The sequence below is a fragment of the Priestia sp. SRI_019 genome (assembly GCF_057586255.1).
Window position 1 is genome coordinate 1,676,550 of sequence record NZ_JBYCZN010000001.1, and the last position, 20,771, is coordinate 1,697,320.

The 20,771-nt window shown below is 38.8% G+C and carries 22 protein-coding genes; 21 read left to right on the top strand and 1 reads right to left on the bottom strand.

The features are described 5' to 3' along the window. The first annotated feature begins 2 nt into the window (after positions 1 to 2). Genes ureE through AC2YJL_RS09170 form a run of 4 tightly spaced genes read left to right on the top strand, consistent with a single transcriptional unit; the run spans position 3 to position 2,588 of the window. The gene (gene ureE / locus AC2YJL_RS09155; RefSeq protein ID WP_098332826.1) at positions 3 to 449 is read left to right on the top strand and encodes an urease accessory protein UreE; all 447 of its coding nucleotides are present in this window, start codon (positions 3 to 5) and stop codon (positions 447 to 449) included. Then, on the top strand, positions 442 to 1,128 hold the full coding sequence (locus AC2YJL_RS09160) for an urease accessory protein UreF (protein ID WP_369361070.1): 687 nt from the start codon (positions 442 to 444) through the stop codon (positions 1,126 to 1,128). The genes ureE and AC2YJL_RS09160 overlap by 8 nt, the downstream gene beginning before the upstream one ends. Positions 1,129 to 1,167: 39 nt before the next feature. Beyond that, the gene (gene ureG, locus AC2YJL_RS09165) at positions 1,168 to 1,782 is read left to right on the top strand and encodes an urease accessory protein UreG (RefSeq protein ID WP_028409112.1); all 615 of its coding nucleotides are present in this window, start codon (positions 1,168 to 1,170) and stop codon (positions 1,780 to 1,782) included. Then, a complete protein-coding gene (locus AC2YJL_RS09170; protein ID WP_369361068.1) occupies positions 1,779 to 2,588 on the top strand; it encodes an urease accessory protein UreD in 810 nt (269 codons plus the stop codon). Before ureG ends, AC2YJL_RS09170 begins: the two co-directional genes overlap by 4 nt. Positions 2,589 to 2,844: 256 nt before the next feature. On the opposite strand, the gene AC2YJL_RS09175 is transcribed toward AC2YJL_RS09170, so the two are convergent. After that, complete coding sequence (locus AC2YJL_RS09175) at positions 2,845 to 3,483, bottom strand: HoxN/HupN/NixA family nickel/cobalt transporter (protein ID WP_369361067.1); 639 nt, start codon at positions 3,481 to 3,483, stop codon at positions 2,845 to 2,847. Positions 3,484 to 3,755: 272 nt separating this feature from the next. On the opposite strand from AC2YJL_RS09175, the gene AC2YJL_RS09180 reads away from it, so the two are divergent. The 17 genes from AC2YJL_RS09180 (at position 3,756) to AC2YJL_RS09260 (ending at position 20,754) form a co-directional block, all read left to right on the top strand. Beyond that, entirely contained in the window at positions 3,756 to 4,217 is a 462-nt protein-coding gene (locus tag AC2YJL_RS09180; RefSeq protein ID WP_230932975.1) for a hypothetical protein, read from the top strand. A 235-nt stretch (positions 4,218 to 4,452) separates the two neighbouring features. After that, complete coding sequence (locus tag AC2YJL_RS09185) at positions 4,453 to 5,220, top strand: carotenoid biosynthesis protein (RefSeq protein WP_116514009.1); 768 nt, start codon at positions 4,453 to 4,455, stop codon at positions 5,218 to 5,220. Beyond that, positions 5,217 to 5,930: a lysophospholipid acyltransferase family protein gene (locus AC2YJL_RS09190; RefSeq protein ID WP_369361064.1), complete on the top strand. Its 714-nt coding sequence runs from the start codon at positions 5,217 to 5,219 to the stop codon at positions 5,928 to 5,930. Before AC2YJL_RS09185 ends, AC2YJL_RS09190 begins: the two co-directional genes overlap by 4 nt. Further along, a complete protein-coding gene (locus AC2YJL_RS09195) occupies positions 5,894 to 7,033 on the top strand; it encodes a glycosyltransferase family 2 protein (protein WP_369361062.1) in 1,140 nt (379 codons plus the stop codon). Before AC2YJL_RS09190 ends, AC2YJL_RS09195 begins: the two co-directional genes overlap by 37 nt. After that, entirely contained in the window at positions 7,030 to 8,490 is a 1,461-nt protein-coding gene (locus tag AC2YJL_RS09200; protein ID WP_230932972.1) for a phytoene desaturase family protein, read from the top strand. Before AC2YJL_RS09195 ends, AC2YJL_RS09200 begins: the two co-directional genes overlap by 4 nt. A 131-nt stretch (positions 8,491 to 8,621) precedes the next feature. Then, on the top strand, positions 8,622 to 9,350 hold the full coding sequence (locus tag AC2YJL_RS09205; RefSeq protein WP_230932971.1) for a hypothetical protein: 729 nt from the start codon (positions 8,622 to 8,624) through the stop codon (positions 9,348 to 9,350). A gap of 157 nt (positions 9,351 to 9,507) precedes the next feature. Then, the gene (locus AC2YJL_RS09210; RefSeq protein ID WP_369361059.1) at positions 9,508 to 10,251 is read left to right on the top strand and encodes a sugar phosphate isomerase/epimerase family protein; all 744 of its coding nucleotides are present in this window, start codon (positions 9,508 to 9,510) and stop codon (positions 10,249 to 10,251) included. After that, positions 10,248 to 11,207: a sugar kinase gene (locus AC2YJL_RS09215; protein ID WP_230932969.1), complete on the top strand. Its 960-nt coding sequence runs from the start codon at positions 10,248 to 10,250 to the stop codon at positions 11,205 to 11,207. The genes AC2YJL_RS09210 and AC2YJL_RS09215 overlap by 4 nt, the downstream gene beginning before the upstream one ends. 2 nt (positions 11,208 to 11,209) lie before the next feature. Continuing rightward, positions 11,210 to 12,490: an MFS transporter gene (locus tag AC2YJL_RS09220; RefSeq protein WP_195696635.1), complete on the top strand. Its 1,281-nt coding sequence runs from the start codon at positions 11,210 to 11,212 to the stop codon at positions 12,488 to 12,490. 26 nt (positions 12,491 to 12,516) lie between these two features. Then, entirely contained in the window at positions 12,517 to 13,161 is a 645-nt protein-coding gene (locus tag AC2YJL_RS09225) for a bifunctional 4-hydroxy-2-oxoglutarate aldolase/2-dehydro-3-deoxy-phosphogluconate aldolase (RefSeq protein WP_057235406.1), read from the top strand. A 101-nt stretch (positions 13,162 to 13,262) separates the two neighbouring features. Next, positions 13,263 to 14,273, top strand: a complete 1,011-nt coding sequence (locus AC2YJL_RS09230) for a LacI family DNA-binding transcriptional regulator (protein ID WP_195696636.1) — start codon at positions 13,263 to 13,265, stop codon at positions 14,271 to 14,273. Between the two features lie 102 nt (positions 14,274 to 14,375). Then, complete coding sequence (gene hxlA / locus AC2YJL_RS09235) at positions 14,376 to 15,011, top strand: 3-hexulose-6-phosphate synthase (protein WP_195696637.1); 636 nt, start codon at positions 14,376 to 14,378, stop codon at positions 15,009 to 15,011. Next, on the top strand, positions 15,011 to 15,559 hold the full coding sequence (hxlB, locus tag AC2YJL_RS09240; protein ID WP_028412834.1) for a 6-phospho-3-hexuloisomerase: 549 nt from the start codon (positions 15,011 to 15,013) through the stop codon (positions 15,557 to 15,559). Before hxlA ends, hxlB begins: the two co-directional genes overlap by 1 nt. A 341-nt stretch (positions 15,560 to 15,900) precedes the next feature. After that, positions 15,901 to 16,872, top strand: coding sequence for a DHH family phosphoesterase (locus tag AC2YJL_RS09245; RefSeq protein WP_195696638.1), 972 nt, complete (start codon positions 15,901 to 15,903; stop codon positions 16,870 to 16,872). A gap of 21 nt (positions 16,873 to 16,893) precedes the next feature. Continuing rightward, a complete protein-coding gene (locus AC2YJL_RS09250; protein WP_251568690.1) occupies positions 16,894 to 17,643 on the top strand; it encodes an SDR family oxidoreductase in 750 nt (249 codons plus the stop codon). Between the two features lie 468 nt (positions 17,644 to 18,111). Beyond that, positions 18,112 to 18,759 (top strand): nitroreductase family protein, encoded by a 648-nt coding sequence (locus AC2YJL_RS09255; RefSeq protein ID WP_487374714.1) that lies wholly within the window; start codon positions 18,112 to 18,114, stop codon positions 18,757 to 18,759. Between the two features lie 423 nt (positions 18,760 to 19,182). Continuing rightward, complete coding sequence (locus AC2YJL_RS09260) at positions 19,183 to 20,754, top strand: APC family permease (RefSeq protein ID WP_014459507.1); 1,572 nt, start codon at positions 19,183 to 19,185, stop codon at positions 20,752 to 20,754. The last annotated feature ends 17 nt before the right edge of the window (positions 20,755 to 20,771 follow it).

Consider the following 20,771-nt stretch of genomic DNA (forward strand, 5'->3'; position numbering starts at 1 on the left):
AAATGGTAATCGAAAAAATTATCGGAAATATGGCAACATTAGAAAAACGGGCTCCACATATAGAAAAGGTATATATCGAAAGTGATCACTTAGTAAAACGCGTTCAGCGCGTTGTAACAGATCACGGCAAGGAACTGGGAATTCGTCTAAAAGAAAACCGTGAGCTCACTGATGGCGACGTGCTGTTTATGGATGAAAGCAATATGATTGTTGTGCAGGTGCTGGCAGACGATATTTTAACCATTCAGCCGATTGATATTCAGCAAATGGGAGAAATTGCTCATCAGCTTGGCAACCGACATTTGCCGGCACAGTTTGAAGGTGGAGACATGCTCGTACAGTACGATTATTTAGTCGAAGAATTGCTTCAACAGCTTGATATTCCCTATAAGCGCGAAAAAAGAAAAGTAAAAAAAGCTTTTAAGCATATTGGACACAGTCATGACTAATTCATTGCTTTCGCTGATTCAACTATGTGATTCAAATTTTCCATCCGGTGCATTTTCACATTCGTTTGGCTTTGAAACGTATATTCAGCGAGATCAAATTCACAACACAGAAACCTTTCAGGAAGCGCTTCGTACATACCTTGATGTTCAGCTGACGTATACGGACGGCTTAGCATGCAGACTGGCTTATGAGTATGCGGCTCATGACCAGTTTAACGACATTATGAGAGTGGATCATGAATTATACGCTCTTGCTTTGTCAAAAGAAACAAGAGAAGGGACAAGACGCGTGGGCCAGCGCATGTTAAAACTTTGCTTAGAATTATTTCAAGGCTCTTATTTAGAAACGTATATGAGTGAGGTAAAAGCAAAGAAGGCGTATGGACATCCTGCTGTTGTATTTGCGTTAGCCAGCCTGCAGTTAAATATCACAAAAGAAGAGGCAATTTTAAGTCACTTGTACGCTAGCATTTCTTCGTTAATTCAAAATGCTGTTCGCGGCATACCGATCGGTCAAACGGATGGACAAAAAACGCTCATTCTTTTTCAGCCGCTGCTGCAGCAAGCACTTCAGCATATTTTACAAGCGGATCAAGAGGAATTTGGTGCCGTGACACCAGGGTTAGAAATCGCTCAAATGCAGCATGAACAATTGCATGTCCGATTGTTCATGTCATAAAAAAGGAGGGAAGGCCTTCTAACGATGAAGGCGTAAAAAATGAATGCAATTAAAATTGGAATTGGTGGACCTGTTGGTGCAGGAAAAACAATGTTAGTAGAACGAGTAACGCGTGCACTAGAAGGACAGCTAAGCATGGCAGTCGTTACAAACGATATTTATACAAAAGAAGACGCGCAATTTCTAGTAAAAAACAGTATTTTACCGGAAAATCGTATCGTAGGAGTAGAAACAGGAGGATGTCCTCACACGGCCATTCGAGAAGATGCATCTATGAACTTTGCTGCGATCGATGAGTTAGTGGAACGTCACCCCGATGTTGAACTTATTTTTGTAGAAAGCGGAGGAGATAATTTAGCTGCAACGTTTAGCCCAGAGCTCGTTGATTTTTCGATTTATATCATCGACGTAGCACAAGGGGAAAAAATCCCGCGTAAAGGCGGTCAAGGAATGATTAAATCTGATTTATTCATTATCAACAAAACAGATTTAGCCCCGTATGTAGGAGCCAGTTTAGAAGTAATGGAAAAAGATACAATCCAAGCAAGAGGGCACAAGCCTTTTGTTTTCACCAATTTAAAAGAAGATAAAGGGCTCGACCAAGTGATAGAATGGATTAAAAAAGAGGCCTTTTTAATCGGCCTTGAATCATGAGCTACACGGGTTATTTAGAGCTTCGAGCAGAAAGAAACAGTGAGCGAACCGTTATTAAAGATACGTACCATTACGGTGCTTTCAAAGTTGCCAGACCTATTTACCTGACTCCTGAATCACCTTTTGTTTATATGCTTCACGTAGGCGGAGGATACGTGAGCGGAGACAAGTATAAAACGATGATAACGGTAGAGAAAAATGCCCAGCTGACGGCTACTACTCAATCTGCGACAAAGGTGTACAAAACACCGAACGAAGCTGTTTTACAAGAAACGTGTATAACCCTTGAAGAACAAGCCATCATGGAATATATACCAGACCCGCTTATTTTGTATGAAAATGCTGCATTTGTCCAAGAAATAACGGTTCATATGGCACAAAACGCTGCTTTGTTTATGTGTGACAGCATCACCCCGGGGTGGTCGCCGGACGGGCAGCTGTTTCAATATACCTCTATGCGTTCCAAGCTTAAACTGTATGTAAACGAGCAGCTGAAGGTATACGATCACTTATACTTGAAGCCAGAAAGCCATTTGCGCGGCATGATGAAAATGGAAGGGTATACTCATTTTGGATCGATTATCATTGTTCATCCAAACGCCGACGACGCATTTATAGCGAAAGTACATCAGCTGTGCGAAGAGGCTGGGTGTAAAGTAGGAGCTTCCGCACTTCGAATCCCTGGATGTGCTATTCGAATATTAGCTGCTAGTACACAAGAAGTTGAAGACATAATCGCTAAAGTATACGGATTGTTCCGACAGCATTTACTAAAAGCTGAAGTATCACTTTTGCGTAAGTATTAAAGAGGCTGGGACAGAAGTATTGTAGTTGAAGGAAGATCCGAACGAGCTGGATTCTTAATGGAGAATCAAATTCGTTCGGATTTTTTTATTGCTAGGGTGAACGTAGGTTTTCTGTATGTAGTTCCTTCTAGACGTTGATTAGAGGACAAAGCAACGTCTTGCACAGAAATCAACAGCTGTGGAACAAGCAGTTCAGATCATTTGTCCTGCTTATTCGTCTTTAGATTGAATTGTTTTTGTTATGTCTCATTCGCTTTTAGAACCACAGGCTAAATAATCCGTCGCTTACACCTAAATTGTACATATAATAAAGGCCAAATATAATGCTGACAGCGCCTGTTACCTGCATTAAGCAGCGGTTTAACGTGACTTGCTTTTTAGTTGTAACAAATGGAATTCCAATAACCGTTGTAAATAACAGCATGCCAAGACAAGTGCCGATTCCAAAAATGACAATGTACAGAGCACCTTGCCATACGTGAGTAACGGTGCTCATCGTTAATACCACCATCGCTGCGCTTCCGGCCAGTCCATGAACAAAGCCAATGCCCAATGACTTTAAATAAGACGTTTTTTCGTGATGCGTATGTATTTGTTTTTTGTAAGACAGAAGTGAGGTAAAACCGAGGTAAACGAGCATAATGCCCACTAAAAATTCAAGTGACATGCTCATCCGTTCAGAAATACTGCTTTTTGACACCATTAAAATCATGCCAAAAATAAACAGCGTAAGCGTATGACCAATCCCCCAGTATACTCCTGCAAGCGAAGAGCGCCACAGTTTTTTACTTTTTGAAGCAATGGTTGATACAGCGATAATATGATCTGGTTCTAGAGCATGCTTGATTCCTAAAAAAAACCCTAGTATTAAAATTGAAAAAAAACTTGTTTCCATGTCAGCTTTCTCATCCTTTCGTACGTATAAAACTAGTATATCGTACGCTTTTGTTTTAATAAACGGAAAATTCTAAACAAAAACGTCTGGTCAAATAGCTAAACTATTTATCAATTTACAATAAGTTACAAATATTAAAGGAGATGTAGTATAAAAATTTTACATTTACAAAAACTATGAGTAAATTATTGTGAGGTTGATAACTATGGACAAAATTTCTACTGATATCATGCTGTGGAGTTCTTTTATACGTCAAAATGTTAGGACAGAACGTGACTAGACTAGAAGCTCTTTTATGGAGCATTGCGTTGCCGGGCTTTGGCCAATTACTAAACAAAAAACATATAAAAGGAATTTTGTTTATTGTACTTGAATTTCTCATTAATGTGGGGGCAAATTTTAATGAAGGCATTCGCTTAAGCTTTTTAGGAGAAACAAGGCAGTCCCTAGAGGTAATGAACATGCAATGGTTAATGTTTTATCCATGTTTGTATTTTTTTGCAATTTGGGATGCTGTTAAAGAGGCAGAAAACGGCGCATCGAGATTTACATTTATTCCTTTTGTCTCCTGTGCTTATTTTGTTACAGTAGGCATTATGTATTCCTCAGTAACAACCATCAGCGGCGTTTTTATAGGGCCGATTTGGCTTCCTATGCTGTCTGTTATACCCGGACTTGTTGTCGGACTCATTGTCAAAAAGCTATTAGAAGTGTATATACATAAGAAAAAATAAACGTCATTACAATCTATACATCAGTAGATTTTAATGGACGTTTATTTTATTTTTGTTTATAAATAAGTAATAAAGTCTCTTATTTAGGGAACGTACTAACAGTGGCTGTTTTTACATAACTTTAAGAGAGCGGGGACTACTCATAAAAAAGAGCACATTGAAAATGGAGAGAATGTGTACAAGCTTATATAATAGCACTTTGACAAAAAGAAGCTGGAGAGAAGGTGGATAGAGGATGATCACAAATGGTATTTATCGTTTTTTTCTTATCTGGTACGTATGCGGAGTCGTCTTGCTTTCCTTCGATTTGCTGCCTTCATGGTTAGAATGGGCAAACGCGGTCTTTTTACACTTGAGCAGTCTTCTTGCTCTTATTTATCTAGCTAAAGCTTATGGAGTAAGGCGGGCACTGCTCGTTGCGATATTTGTGACAGGCGCATCTATTTATATCGAAAGTCTAGGTGTTAAGTATGGATTTTTATTTGGATCCTACGATTATGAAAAAGATTTTGGCGCCAAAATTTTAGGGGTTCCTCTGACCATTGGTTCGGCTTGGTTTATGGTTGTGATTACAAGCAGAATATTAGCTCTCGGAATTATGAAACGTATGGAACTGCCGTTTATTGTCCATGGAATTGCCTATGCAGTCATTAGTTCGCTTTTTGCTGTTATTATGGATTTGGCTATTGATCCTGTTGCTTATGTTGTTAAACAATATTGGGTGTGGGAAGGGGACAGCTTTTACTATAATATTCCTTTATCAAATTTCTCCGGCTGGTTTTTATTGTCTTTCTTCATTCAGCTGGTCGTATATTTCTTTTTAGCTAAGTCTCCTAAAGAGGAAAATCCAGTGTGGGAAAGAAGAATGGTATTTTTGTATAGTGCAGTTGTCATGATGTTTGTTATTGTAGCGTTAGCAAATGGCCTATGGCTTGTCGTATGGCTGACGATGATTCCTTTTCTTATTCTTTATATTGTGTATAAAAAGGAGACTCGCCTATGATTTACCCGAAGAAAAACTCAATATTTGAGCGATTTTTTCAACTGTTTGTCACATATCAGCTTAAAAAGCAATTTTATCGTATTCATTTACATATAGAAGGGCTCCCAAAAGATAAAAAAATCTTATTAATTGCTAATCATTCCAGCTGGTGGGACGGTTTAGTGACATTTTATTTAAATAACGCGGTATTAAAAATAGATCTATACGCTATGATGTCTGAACAAGGAATGAAGGATTTTCCTTTTTTTCAGCGAATCGGAGCTTTTTCAGTAAATGCAGCGTCTCCGAAGCACACGGTGGAATCGTTAAGGTTTGCCAGTAAGCTGTTAGAAGAGAAAAAAGCGGTGCTTATTTTTCCTCAAGGAAAAGAAGAGCATCTTGAAAAAAGACCGTTAACTTTTTCTGAAGGACCTGCTTTCCTTCTAAAAAAGCATTCTGACGTTGAAGTTATTCCCATTACGTATTATTATACGTTTCGCCATGATCAGCGACCAGAGCTTTTTATCTGGGTAGGGCAAGCTGTTTTTTACGACTCAGCTAAGGCAAGAGAAGAGATAACCAACACGCTAGGCGGTGCAGTCACTGCTCAGCTCGATCATCAGAAACAGAAAATAATTCAAGAAAACGATGAGGAATTTACGGTTTTATTAAAAGGAAAAAAGACGCTTAGTGAATGGTTAACGTGGTGGAAAGCGAAGGTGAAAGAATGATTTACTATGTGCTTTTATTTATTTTTATGCTGCTTTTAACCATTGTAAATATTCAAGCAATGCCTAAATTAAAAAGATACGAGCCGGATTCCAAAACCCCTCAGCCTCTCATTTCTATTTTGATTCCAATGCGAAATGAAGAACGAAATGTAAAACGAATCATTTCCTCTATTAAAGGATTAACGTACAGCAATCTAGAATGTGTCATACTAGACGATCAGTCCACAGATCAAACACGACCACAGCTGTTGAAAGAAATTCACGGCGATCCGAGGTTTACCATCATAGAAGGAAAAGAGCTGGGAGAGGGCTGGGTCGGAAAAGTTCATGCTTGTCATCAGCTGTCGCAAGCTGCAAATGGGGACTATTTATTGTTTGTAGATGCAGATGTAGAACTAAAAGAACGTACGCTAGAACATACTTTAGCCACAACACAAGCGACAAAAGCTGCTCTTTTAACAGGTTTCCCACGTTTTCCCGTAAAAACGTGGTTAGAAGCATTGGTTGTTCCGCTTCAGCATGTGGTTGTTTTTAGTTATTTACCGGTTGTCGTAGCTAATCGTAACAAGATGAGCAAAGCTTCAGCTGCTCACGGTGCTTTTATGTTTATAAAAAAAGAAGCTTACGAGGCCGTAGGAGGACATGAAGCCGTCAAATCTTCACTAGTAGAAGATGTACACCTGGCCCAGCTTTTTAAGCAAAAGAAATATCGCGTCATTTTAGCTAATATTACCTCTCATGTTAGCTGTTATATGTATGAAACAAGAGAAGAAGTATGGAACGGTTTTGCTAAAAACATCTTTGTAGGTTTGGGCCGCTCTGCTAAAGCGGTTTGGGTACTAAGCGTTTTTTTTGCCTGTTACTATGTGCTGCCGCTTCCTTTTTTTATAGCAGGAGGATTCACAGGCAACTTGCTTTGGATTCTGCCTTTTTGCATTATGCTTTTTCAGCGGTTTTTAATTGACCGGTCGGCTCAGCAAAAAGGGCTTTTGTTTTGTACGATGCCGGCGTCGGCAATTGCGCTCATGCTGCTGATGAATCATTCCATGAAGCGTGAACGAAAAAAGCAGGGATATGAATGGAAAGGAAGGCATTATCAATGAAAAAAGTACTAATAGTCGGGGCAGGATTGGGCGGATTAGCTGCAGGAGTTCTTCTTCAAACAAAAGGGTTCGATGTCACAATTGTGGAAAAAAACGAGCATGTAGGCGGAAAGATGATGCCTGTGCAGCTAGGAGAGTATTCTTTTGATTTTGGGCCTAATACCATTACAATGCCCGAAGTTTTTCAGTGGTTATTTGAGCAAGCGGGTGAACGGCCAGAAGACTATATGCCTCTTGTCAAACTAACCCATCATACGAATAATTTTTTCATCGACGGCTCACAATTTTCCATGTCTATAGACGAAAGAAAAATGATTCAGCAGCTTGAACGTCTCGATCCCTTTGCTGCGGAGCAATACCCTGCCTATTTAAAAGAAGTAAAAAGAATATACGACGTTGCAAAAAGCCAATTTTTCTACCGGACATTTTCATCGTGGAAAGATTACACAAACCCTTCTTTATTAAAAGCGTTGCTGCAAGTAAGGCCGTTCGAAACAGTAGATACGTTTCATCAGCGTTTTTTTCGAAACGAAAACATTCGAAATGCATTTAATCGATATGCAACCTATATTGGATCTTCACCTTATACATCACCCGCTACGTTTTCACTGATTGGACACTTAGAAATGAATGATGGGGTGTACTATGTAAAAGGAGGAAATACTAGAATTGCAAAAGGGCTGGGACATGTTTTCCGAAAAGCTGGAGGAAAACTGTATACAAACTGCAGCGTTACTGAAATAATCGTAAAAAATAAACGGGCTGTCGGAGTGGAAGTAAATGGAGAAGAAAAGATAGACGCGGATATCGTTATTGTGAACGGCGACTTGCTAAAAGCCTACCCGGCACTTGTAAAAGAACAGGATAGACCTCATTTTAAAAACAAAAAAGCAGCTGAATTTGAGCCTTCCATATCAGCTTATGTGATTATGGCAGCTGTTAAGAAGCGCTTTTCTCAGCTGATTCATCATCAAGTGTATTTTTCTCAGGATTATAAACAGGAATTTTATGAGTTATTTCAGCAAAAAACGCTTCCAACCGATCCCACCATCTATATTTGTAATTCTTCATATACCGATAACACGGTAGCACCGGGTGATAATTTATTTATTTTAGTGAATGCTCCTGCCGTGAAAGAAGAGAATCAAGAAGAAATGAACGCTTACAGAGAAGTTGTCTATCGCAAGCTTTCTCAGTTTGGTTTAGATATTGAGCCCTCGCTTGTACATGAACGAATTGTTACTCCATATGAAATTGAACAAACGTTTGGGGCATTTAAAGGTGCTTTGTACGGCGTGAGTTCAAATCGGAAAATGGATAGTTTTCTTCGGCCAAGCAACGTCTCAAAAGATGTTAAAAACTTATATTTTGTAGGAGGAACGACTCATCCAGGCGGAGGGTCTCCTATGGTCACAATTAGCGGTATCAATGTAGCTACGCTTATTTCCTCTTCCTAATTGATAAATCAGGATTGTCAAAAAGTTTAGTTTTTTGGTACTATAAGAAAGGACAGAGGCTGTTAACCACCTGTTCTTGCGGATGGAAAAAATGTTACATAATGAAGTTGAAAAGGTGATTACATAACTATATGATTGTATTTACGTGTCTTATTATTATCATAAGCATTATTCGTCCGTACTTGGAAAGCGTGACTGTTAAGCGAATTGCTTCAGAAGGCAAAAAAATTCGCTACTACAAAGAACAGTTCTTTTTTTATGTGCTAATTTTACTATTTTATATTGCGGTGATGGTATACCATAGGGTTCCAATTTCTATGTTAGGATTACAGGGAGTATATCTCGATACGATTCATCGCACGGCTCCGTATCCAGCGTGGATTGAATATTTGCTGCTTTTAATCTTTGCAGGCTTTATCGTTCTTTCCATTATGCTTCAATGGATGAAAGATCATGGAGAAACGGTTTTTGTGGAACAGGAAATGCCCACGTCAATTGAGGCAACCGTTCCTAAAACAGAAAGAGAGCAAAAGTGGTGGCTAGCATACAGCGGTATTTCCAGCTTCGTAGAAAGCACCGTCTATTTTCCTAGCTTTTATTTATATAGTCACTATATATTAGCCATTGAAAACACATGGGTATTGGCCGTTTTAATTGGTATTGGTTATTTCCTATCACAGCTAGCTTTCCAGCGTGACCGTTTAAGTGTCCAGACGCTGTTAGTTGGTATCGGGCTAGGCGCTTTATTTATCATGACGAAGTCAGTTGTCATCATAATCTTGTACTATGGCTTTAGCTTTTTGATTTATGATATTTACCAGCAAGATCGCAATCTAGTAAAAAGTACAGATGATCACTAAGAAACAACACGGCATAAAGCTGTGTTGTTTCTTTTTTTTATAATTTATAAAAAAAGCTTGAAAAGCGCTTTCAATAGTCTTATAATTTAGATAAATCGATTTACTAAACCGGTTTAGTAAGTGGTTAGTTAGTATAATAAGAAAGGTAGGTCGATTTATGAATAGTATCATTATCCCGTTAAATGCATTCGAAACAACAGGCTTTCAGCACACCATGATTGGGAAAATATATGAGCAGCAAGTACATGGAGTGGAAATTCGAAGAGAGTTAATGAAAAAAGTAGATCAAGAGATTAAGCTTATTGCCGAAGAATTAAAAAAATATCCGCTTTTTACAGTATATTCGGCTCCAATTGAACTCTGGAGAGAAAATGGAGAGTTAAACACACAAGAATTAAAAGCTATTCTTAAAGAAGCCTTATCACTTGGCGCTCAGTGGGTAAAAGTTTCTCTTGGTTTTTATCAGCCCCAATCACCTATGGAAGATTTACAGCAGCTATTAGAAGCATTTCCAGCTTTACGCCTATTTGTAGAAAACGATCAAACCAGTCACGGAGGCAACATAGCATCTCTGCATGCATTTTTTGATAACGCTTACGAAGTTCCTGTTTCCATGACGTTTGATATTGGTAATTGGCTTTATGTACATGAACAACCCAAAGAAGCAATCAAAATGCTAAGGTCATTTGTAGGCTATATTCATATTAAACACATCATAAAAAATAGCGGAGAGCTAGTGACAACAGCTATATCGAACGATTCAAATGAAATGTGGAAAGATATTTTGAAAGGGTTTTCTCATTCGATTTTTAAAGCTTTAGAGTTTCCAATCGGTGAACCGGAACAAATCCCCGGCTTCATTTCATTGGTGCAAGCAGTAGAACAGGAGGAAGTTCAATGAATTCATTAGACGTTATTACCTTCGGAGAAGCAATGGTGATGTTCATGGCAGAACAACCAGGACCGCTGCATGAGATTAAGCATTATACGAAAGAACTGGCCGGAGCAGAAACAAATGTAGCAATTGGTATCGCTCGTCTCGGTCTGCGCGCAGGCTGGGTGAGCAAAGTCGGCAACGATCCTTTCGGTACGTTTATTATGAAAAGGCTACAAGAGGAGTCAGTCAACACCGATTGTGTACTAATAGATAGCGAGCATGCAACAGGCTTTCAAATTAAATCAAAAGTGGAAGTGGGAGATCCGGAAGTTTGTTACTTCCGAAAAAATTCAGCAGCCAGTCACTTGCACTCCAGCGATTTTAATCAAAATTATTTTTTAGCGGCAAAACATATGCATATGACAGGCATACCGCTTGCTGTGTCAGCAAGTATGCGCGATTTTGCTCTACATGCACTTACATCGATGAAAGCAGCTGGAAGAACGGTTTCTTTTGACCCAAACCTTAGGCCCACTCTTTGGGCATCGAAAGAAGAAATGATTGTTACAATCAATGAAGCTGCTAAACAAGCAAACTACGTTCTGCCGGGTATTGAAGAAGGAAAAATCTTAACCGGCTACGAAAACCCAGAAGACATTGCTTCTTACTATTTAGATGCAGGCGTAGAGCTTGTCGTTATTAAACTAGGTGAACAGGGAGCCTTTTTTAAGACGGCTAAAGAGCAAGGGATAGTTGAAGGAATAAAAGTGAAACAAATAGTTGATACAGTCGGAGCAGGAGACGGTTTTGCAGTAGGACTGTTAAGCGGACTTCTTCAAAATGATTCTCTTACTCAGTCTCTAAGGAGGGCAAATGCTATTGGGTCATTAGCTGTACAAAGCCCTGGAGATAACGACGGATATCCAACCGAACAGCAGTTACAAAGATATATGGAATCCCAAAAACAAGGAGTGAAGTGATAATGAAACAGCAGCTAGCAAAAAAAAGATGGCTTCGGTTAATTCCTATCGTATTTATTACGTATAGCCTTGCATATTTAGACCGTGCAAACTATGGGTTTGGAGCAGCGGCAGGGCTGGCAGAAGACCTTCATATTACGCCAGGTATTTCGTCTTTATTAGGATCTCTCTTTTTCTTAGGTTATTTCTTTTTCCAAATTCCAGGCGCTCACTATGCTGAAAATAAAAGCGCTAAAAAGCTGATTTTTTGGTCTCTGATTTTATGGGGAGCACTTGCTACAGCTACGGGTATGGTAAGCCACGTCGGATTTTTGTTTGTTATCCGGTTTGCTTTAGGAGTGGTCGAAAGTGCCGTTATGCCTGCTATGCTCGTGTTTTTAAGCCACTGGTTTACAAAAGCAGAACGTTCTAGAGCCAACACGTTTTTAATTTTAGGAAACCCGGCAACCGTTCTTTGGATGTCTATTGTTTCTGGGTATTTGCTAGAATCGTTTGGCTGGAGATGGATGTTTATTTTAGAAGGTTTTCCAGCTGTTATTTGGGCATTTTTATGGTGGAAACTAGTAAATGACGAGCCAAAAGATGCAGGCTGGCTGTCGAAAAGAGAAAAAGCAGATTTACACGATGCGCTGCAAAAAGAACAAGAAGGAATCAAACCTGTTAAAGGCTATAAAGAAGCTTTCAAAAATCGTACTGTCATTTTATTAAGCATTCAATACGCTTTATGGAGTATAGGCGTCTACGGATTTGTTATGTGGCTTCCGTCTATTATTAAAGCAGCGCCTAACATGAGTATAGTGAAAACAGGTTGGTTAGCGTCCGTTCCTTACGTATTAGCAGTTGTATTAATGTTAACGGTTTCATATCTGTCAGATAAGTTTTTAAAACGAAGCGCATTTGTATGGCCGTTCTTATTAGTAGGAGCGCTTGCTTTTTACGGATCTTATTTAGTTGGCACAAGCAACTTCTGGCTTTCTTTTACCTTACTCGTTATCGCCGGAGGAACGATGTACGCTCCGTACGGACCGTTCTTTGCGATTATTCCTGAAATTTTACCCCGTAATGTTGCCGGTGGAGCAATGGCTTTAATTAATAGCATGGGTGCACTTGGTTCATTTGCCGGTTCTTATATTGTAGGATTTTTAAATGGATCAACAGGAGGATTTGGCGCTTCATATATCTTTATGGCTGGATCATTATTCCTTGCGGCAGTTTTAACCATTGTCGCAACGAAAAAGCCAAGAGAAGTTCAAAGTGTAAAGCCAGTCGAAACAACGGCTTAATGTAACGATAAAAAAGGAGAATGGAAATGCATATTGAGAAAATTACAAGTAGCGGTATTGTAGCGGTCATTCGAGGAGCAAGTGCTGAGCGGATTATTCCGCTTGCCTACGCGTTAAAAGAAGGCGGAGTAACAAACCTAGAAATTACAATGGAAAACCCTGCTGCTGTAGAGGTTATTAAAGAGTTGAAAAATGAATTTGACGACTCGATGTTTATTGGAGCAGGAACTGTTCTAGACGAAGAAACAGCACGAATTGCTATTATGGCAGGAGCGTCATTTATTTTTTCTCCTACGGTTAATGAACGAACAATTAAAACGGCTAAAAGGTACGGCGTCATTAGCGTGCCGGGCGCTTTTACACCCACTGAAATTTTAACAGCCTATGAATGCGGTGCAGATATGATTAAAGTCTTCCCGGCAAGCGTAGTAGGCCCCGCTTATTTTAAAAATATAGCAGGACCGCTTCCTCATATTCCATTAATGCCAACAGGCGGCGTTACGGCTGAAAATGCAGGAGCTTATATTAAAGCTGGAGCAGCTGCTATTGGGGCAGGAAGCACATTAGTGGATGGAAAGCAGCTTCCAACTCCTGAATACTTACTTCAAGTAACAAAGGAAGCGAAGCGTTTTACTCATGAAATTCAAGAAGCTAGGCTTGCGTACGCTTAATAAATAAAGCCTTCTGCTAGCAAGAAGGCTTTTCCTTTTTCGTTTTTTTCGTTTACACTAGGAGTAGCATAATTTTAGGGATTGAATGAAAAGGACGGATTATGATGCAAAAAGTTACTATGCTGGACGTTGCAAAAGCAGCAAATGTCTCCAAAAGTACCGTATCACAATACATTAACAAGCGGTATGAATATATGGGCGAAGAAACACGAAAGAAAATTAAAGAAGCGATTGATACACTCGGCTATCAGCCCAACTATCTAGCAAGGAGCTTAAAACAAAAGCGAACGTCGATGATTGGGATTATTGTCGCGAATATTATGCACAGGTTTTCTACTGAAGTCATTCGTGCAATTGAAGACTATTGCCATTCACAAGATATACATGCCATCATCTGTAACGCAGATGATGACCCTGATAAAGAAAAGAAATATATTAATATGTTAAAAGCCAAGCAAGTAGATGGCCTTATTTTATTTCCAACAGGAGCCAATACTTCTCTTTATGAGCAGATGATCAAAGAAGAATATCCGGTTGTTATTATGGACCGTAAAATTCATGATGTAAAAGGGAAAATTCCATCCGTAGTGGCAAACAATCAAGAAGCCACAAAACAGGCTATTTTGCATCTCCTCGAGCTTGGACATAAGCATATAGCGATCATTACAGAACCATTAACTATTACACCCCGGATTGAACGTGTAGAAGGGTACAAAGAAGCGTTAACATCAGCCAATATGCCTGTAAATGAATCCATGATTATCAACTGCAAAAAAGCGGACATGCAAAAAGCGCTTAAGAAGCTATTTGCAGCCGATAATCCGCCGACAGCGCTGCTTGCTGGAAACGATTTAGTATTCATTGAAGTGCAGAAATTTATTAAACAACACGGATTTAATATCCCAAATGATTTATCTTTAATTGTTTATGATAATATTCCTTACGCAGATGTAGCAACGCCTGCCGTTACGACGATTTCGCAGCCCGCTTTTGATATGGGAACAAAAGCAGCAGATTTACTTATTAAACAAATTTTGAAAGAAAAGATAGCTTATGAAGAGTACCAGTATGAGTGTGAATTAATTATTCGAGAAACAACTTTGTCGCATTAAGCTGAAAAGAGCGCCCATGGCGTGCTCTTTTTAGCTCATCAAAATATTAGTTTTTTTTACGTTATCACTAAACCGGTTTAGTAGAAAGTGAGGAGAAAAAATATGAAGATACAATTAGCATTAGATCGCGTCACAATTGAAGAAGCTATCATCCTTGCCAAGCTGGCAGAACCCTCCGTTGATTGGATTGAAGTAGGTACATCTCTTATAAAAGAGTATGGAATTGAAAGTATTTATAAAATCAAACAGGCATTTCCGCACAAGACGATTGTAGCAGATATTAAAACGATTGATAACGCAGAGTATGAATTTACCATGTGCTATCAAGCAGGAGCAGATATAGCAACAGTCATGGGCGTATCACCTTTACCTACGATAGAGACTTGCGCAAATGTCAGCGAAAAATGGAATAAAAAAATGATGGTGGATTTATTAAACACGTCAAGCAGTTCGCAAAAACAAGTAGGTATTTATAGAAACGCTATTTTTTGCCATCATATCAGCAAAGACGAGCAAGAAAAAGAAGGAAAATCGCTGAGTCAAATAAATTTGCGGCAATATTTTCATTCAGGTGCCCAAATAGCAGTAGCAGGAGGAATTAATCCAGCCTCAGCAGCATCATTAATTCAAATGAAAGCGAACGTCGCAATTATTGGATCAGCGATTACAAAAAGTGCGGATGTGGCAAAGGCATCTGCTGAATTTCAAGACTTATTTATGAGCAGGGGGAACGTATAATGACAAAAACACAAACGATTTTAGACGAAATTACGGCCGTAATGAATCACATAAAAGAACCGCAAATAGAAGAAGTAGCGTTTTCACTTTACCAAGCGAAACGAATTTTTGTTATAGGCGAAGGCCGCTCTGGGCTAATGGGCAAATCATTTGCGATGAGACTGATGCATTTAGGTGCGACAGTATATGTTGTAGGGGAGACTATTACTCCTTCGATTGCAGCAGGTGACGTGTTGGTGGCTGTATCTGGTTCAGGAAAAACACAGCAAGTGGTGAGTGTAGCTAAAAAGGCCAAAGAAGTAGGATGTTCCGTTATCGGCATTTCAGCTAGTACAGAATCACCGTTAACTGCTCATACTGATGAGCTGCTGCATATTCCTGCTGCAACCAAATACCGAAGCGAAAATGAAGCAGCTTCCATTCAGCCACTTGGCTCGTTATTTGATCAATGTGCTCACGTTGTATTTGATACCATTTGTTTAGAATACGGGAATTTGAACCACACGGATCATGAACAGGCGTTTAAGCAGCACAGCAATTTAGAATAAGAGGAAAGAGGCTAGAAAAAAGTAGGTTATTTAAAAGAAAATCCGAACGATGAATCGAGATTCTTGATGGAGAATCACATTCGTTCGGATTTTTTCATTGGTATTGGTGAGCGTAGGTTTCATGTGTGTAGTTGTTTCTAGCTGTTGATTGAATCGATATAGTTATATCTCAATCTCTTTTGATACAGGCAAGTCTAAGTCTAAGCGTTTACTTCAGTTTTGTTTATTGCGAGTATATTACTTTGCTTCAAAGTAAATAACAGCATTTTTATGCTGAAATTGCTATAATATACAAGCCGGTACATATACTAAGGCGACTGAAAATAAAGGAGTTTTGATTAATGACAAAAATAAAATTAATTTCACATAACGATTTAGACGGGGTAAGTCCAGCACTATTGGGTCGGTTAGCGTTTGGCGACGACAACTTTGATTACAGCACGGTAAGCATTGGCCGCATCAATGACATAGTGACGCATTTTATTGAAGAAGAAAACGATGGAGACACAGCTTTATACATAACGGATATTAGCGTAAATGAGGAAGTAGCGGAAAAATTAAATGAACTGGTAAAAAAAGGTCAACAAATCACTCTTATTGACCATCATATCTCTGCTCTTCCACTAGCTGAGAAATACGATTGGGTTCATGTTATTGCAGAAGATGAAAACGGTAAAAAGACGGCAGCTACATCTCTTTTCTACGACTACTTAGTGCGCCACGACATGCTTCAAAAAACGGCGTTGCTTGATGAATACGTAGAACTTGTACGCTTATTCGATACGTGGGACTGGTTCCACGAAAATAACTTGAAAGCAAAGCGCCTTAATCACCTATATTACCTAATCCCGCATGAAGAATTTAAAGAAACCATTCTAGAAACGCTTCGTGAATCGTACCATACTGAACATCAAGAATTTACGTTTACGGACAAACACGAAATTTTACTAGAAGCAGAAGAAAAAAAGATTGAAAAATACATTTATGACAAACAAAAACAAATCATAAAAGAAAGGGTTGAAATTGATAACACAGCCTACAATGCAGGAATTGTATTCGCAGATACATATCAGTCTGAACTAGGAAATGCACTGTGTCTAGAAAACGAAGATATCGACTTTTCCGTTATGGTGGACATGGGACGCCAAAAGATTGGCTTCCGTGCAGTAAAAGACGAAATCAACTTAGCAGAAATTGTTGGGCATCTTGGAGGAGGAGGTCATCCAAAAGCTTCTGGATGCAAGTTAACGGCTGAAACATTTGCTCTTTTCGTCACGGATCACTTGTTTAAAGACGAAGAAAAAAGTGAATAAAGCGTATAAGGAGGAGATGCTATGTCGTTTAAAGATTTAGTTGTTGTTGTTACCGGAGCTGCGAACGGAATAGGTAAAGAGGTATCCCGCGCATACGCGAAACAAGGAGCAAAAGTGGTATTGGCAGATGTGGACGAAACCGAAGGAGAGCGTCACGCAGAAGCTATTCAAAGACAAGGCGGAGAAGCAATTTTTGTAAAAACAGACGTCCGAAAAGAAGGCGACATTTTAAATCTCGTTGAAAAAACGGTCAGTACTTATGGGACGATACATATTTTGATTAATAATGCAGGCGTTTCCCGCTGGAAATCACCGTATGAGCTAACCATTGATGAATGGGATGACATTATCAATACGAACCTGCGCAGCGTGTTTCTATCCTCTCGCGAAGCAGCTAAGGTGATGAGAAAAAACGAAAGCGGAGGCTCCATTGTAAACTTAGCTTCTACAAGAGCTACAATGTCTGAACCTCACACAGAAGCTTATGCTGCTACAAAAGGAGGAATCGTTGCTTTAACTCATGCACTTGCCATTTCACTTGGTGATGACAACATCACAGTAAATGCTATTTCTCCAGGATGGATTGAGACATCTGACTACGATGGCCTTCGTGAAATCGATCATACGCAGCATCCGTCTAATCGGGTGGGAACGCCAGCCGATATCTCAAAAGCGTGTATGTACTTAACAAACGTTGAAAATGATTTTGTAACAGGAGCTAACCTCGTAGTAGACGGGGGAATGACGCGAAAGATGATTTATGAACATTAAGCATCTATAAAAAAAAGGCTAAGACAAAAGTATTTTAGACGAAGTGAAAAAATGAACCATTGATCAAATTTTTGATTAGTGGTTCATTTTTTTGTTACGGTAAACGTAGGTTTCACCTGTTTCGTTCCTTCTAGCAGTTGATTGAAGGGCACGACGAAGACTCCGGCGGAAAAAGCGGTTCAGCTCATATATCCCATTTGTTCATTTTAGATTGGATTCATTTCGTTATGTCTCAACCTCTTTTGATAATCAACAGAAGAAATAATAATTTTTCTGTTGACAGATAATAATAATCATTGTAAAGTAAGTTACATAAAGTAATTAAATTTCAATTAATATTTTTTTAGTTTAATATCTCGAATTAGAGATATAAGAATTCATTATATCTTGTTTATCTCCTTTTATCAGGGGGAAGGGTATAAACATGCAATTTAAGCTTAAAAAAACAAACAATTAGGAGTGTGGAAAATGGGTTTTTTAGATAAATTATTTGATAAATCAAGTGATCAACAACAGGTTGGAAAAGATTTTTATGAAGCAATTAAAAACCGACGTTCTATTTATGCAATTGATAAAAATGTAAAAATATCAGAAGAAAAAATTGAAGAAATTATTAATTTTTCGGTAAAACATACTCCTTCATCATTTAATTCTCAAAGCGCACGTGTAGTTGTTTTATTTGGTGAACAGCATGATAAAGTATGGGATATTACGAGAGAAACGCTTCGTAAAATTGTTCCAGCTGAAAATTTTTCAGATACGGATCAAAAAATGAACTTATTCGGAAGCGGCTATGGAACAGTTCTTTTCTTTGAAGATCAAGAAGTAATTGAAGGATTGCAAAAGCAGTTCGCATCTTATAGCGAAAACTTCCCGGTTTGGTCTAACCAATCATCAGGCATGCTGCAGCATGTGATCTGGACAGCACTTGAGCTAGAAGGCCTAGGAGCAACTTTACAACATTACAATCCATTGATTGACGATGAAGTAAAAGCAACTTGGAATATTCCAAGCTCATGGAAATTAATTACTCAAATGCCATTTGGTAATCCTGTGTCACCTGCGGGAGAAAAAGAATTTCAACCGCTAACTGAACGTGTAAAAGTATTTAAATAAGCAAAAAAAGGCACGGACAAAATTATTTTATTTGAAGCAAAATCCGAACGATTCATCGTTCGGGTTTTTTTATTGGGATGGCAAGCGTAGGTTTTGCGTATGTAGCTGCTTCTAGCGGTTGATCTCGTTATGCCTCAGCCCTTTTGTTATGATAAATAGTTTGAATATTCTTTTATGTTTAATCTAAGAAAAATGCGGTTAAATAGGAGGAGTAGTCCTCAAATCTTCGGTGGAATTTATGCGCTATACATAAGCAATTCAATGATGTTTTACAAAAAAATAAATTTTTTAACTTGGTTTTTTAGAGAATATTTGTTAACATATCCACTTGTGAGGTCTTAGTAAGAGGAGGATGATGTAAAGAATCCCATATCGGACGCAAGGGCGTAGATATGTGGAGTGGGAATTTTAAAGGAGGATTTTATGTCTGATCAAGGAAATCAAGGAAAATTTAAAAAATCAATATCGTTACTTGACCTAACGTTAATTGGGATGGGAGCTATTTTTGGTTCCGCCTGGTTATTTGCGGTTAGTAACGTAGCGTCAAAGGCTGGTCCAGCCGGAAGTTTTTCGTGGCTGATTGGCGGAGTCATTATTTTACTTATCGGCTTAGTGTATGCTGAACTTGGAGCAGCGCTGCCGCGTACCGGTGGAATTATCCGTTATCCGGTTTATTCACATGGTCATTTAGTAGGTTACTTAATTTCATTCATTACCATTATTGCTTATACAAGTTTAATTGCCATTGAGGTAACAGCTGTACGTCAGTATGTTGCTGTATGGATTCCTGGTCTAACTAAACATGGTTCTGAATCGCCTACAACGATTGGATGGCTATTCCAGTTCGCGTTATTAACACTATTTTTTATCATTAACTACGTAAGTGTAAAAGCATTTGCTAAGTCAAATGTCATTATATCTGTGTTTAAATATGCGGTTCCTCTTACAATTATCGTCGTGTTAGCTTATCACTTCAAATCAGCTAACTTTACAACTGGCGATTTTGCTCCGTTTGGTTTTAATGGTATTCAAGCAGCCATTTCAACAGGTGGCGTTATGTTTGCTTACTTAGGACTTCACCCTATTGTTTCGGTAGCCAGTGAAGTTAAAAATCCGCAGCGTAATATTCCAATCGCGCTCATTATCTGTATTGTACTTTCAGCGATTATTTACACAGCACTGCAAGTATTGTTCATCGGTAACATCCCGGCTGATATGCTATCAGGAGGATGGGGAACAATTCAAGAGCAATTCTCTTTACCATTTAAAGATATTGCACTTATTTTAGGCCTTGGCTGGTTAGTAACGCTTGTTATTTTTGATGCTATTTTATCACCAGGCGGTAACGGAAACATCTTTATGAATACAACTTCTCGTCTAGTTTATGCTTGGTCTCGTAATGGAACACTATTTAAACGTTTCTCAAAAGTAGATAAGAAAACAGGAATTCCACGTGCGTCACTATGGCTATCATTTGGAATGTCCGTATTCTGGACACTGCCATTTCCTTCTTGGGAAGCGCTAGTAAACGTATGTTCAGTAGCACTTATTCTGTCTTATGCTATCGCACCAATTTCAGCTGCAGCATTCAGAGTAAATGCAAAAGATCTTAAAAAACCTTTCAAATTAAAAGGCATGAGCATTATTGCTCCTGTTTCATTTATCTTCTGTTCATACATCGTATACTGGTCAGGATGGACAACAATTTCTTGGCTGCTAGGATCACAGCTTCTAATGGTTGTTATCTACGTAGCGTTTAAGAAATACGTACCAACTGACGTTGTGAAATTTGCACAGCAGCTTAAATCTGCTTGGTGGCTAGTTGCTTATTATATTATTATGCTTGTTATCTCTTATCTAGGTTCATTTGGTGGAGGACAAGGTGTGTTAAGCAACCCACTTGACTTAATTTTAATTGCTCTTGTTTCACTCGGTATTTTCTACTGGGCGAAATACACAGGTTTACCAAAAGCAGTTATCGATACAGATGATTAATAAAAAACACGGCATGA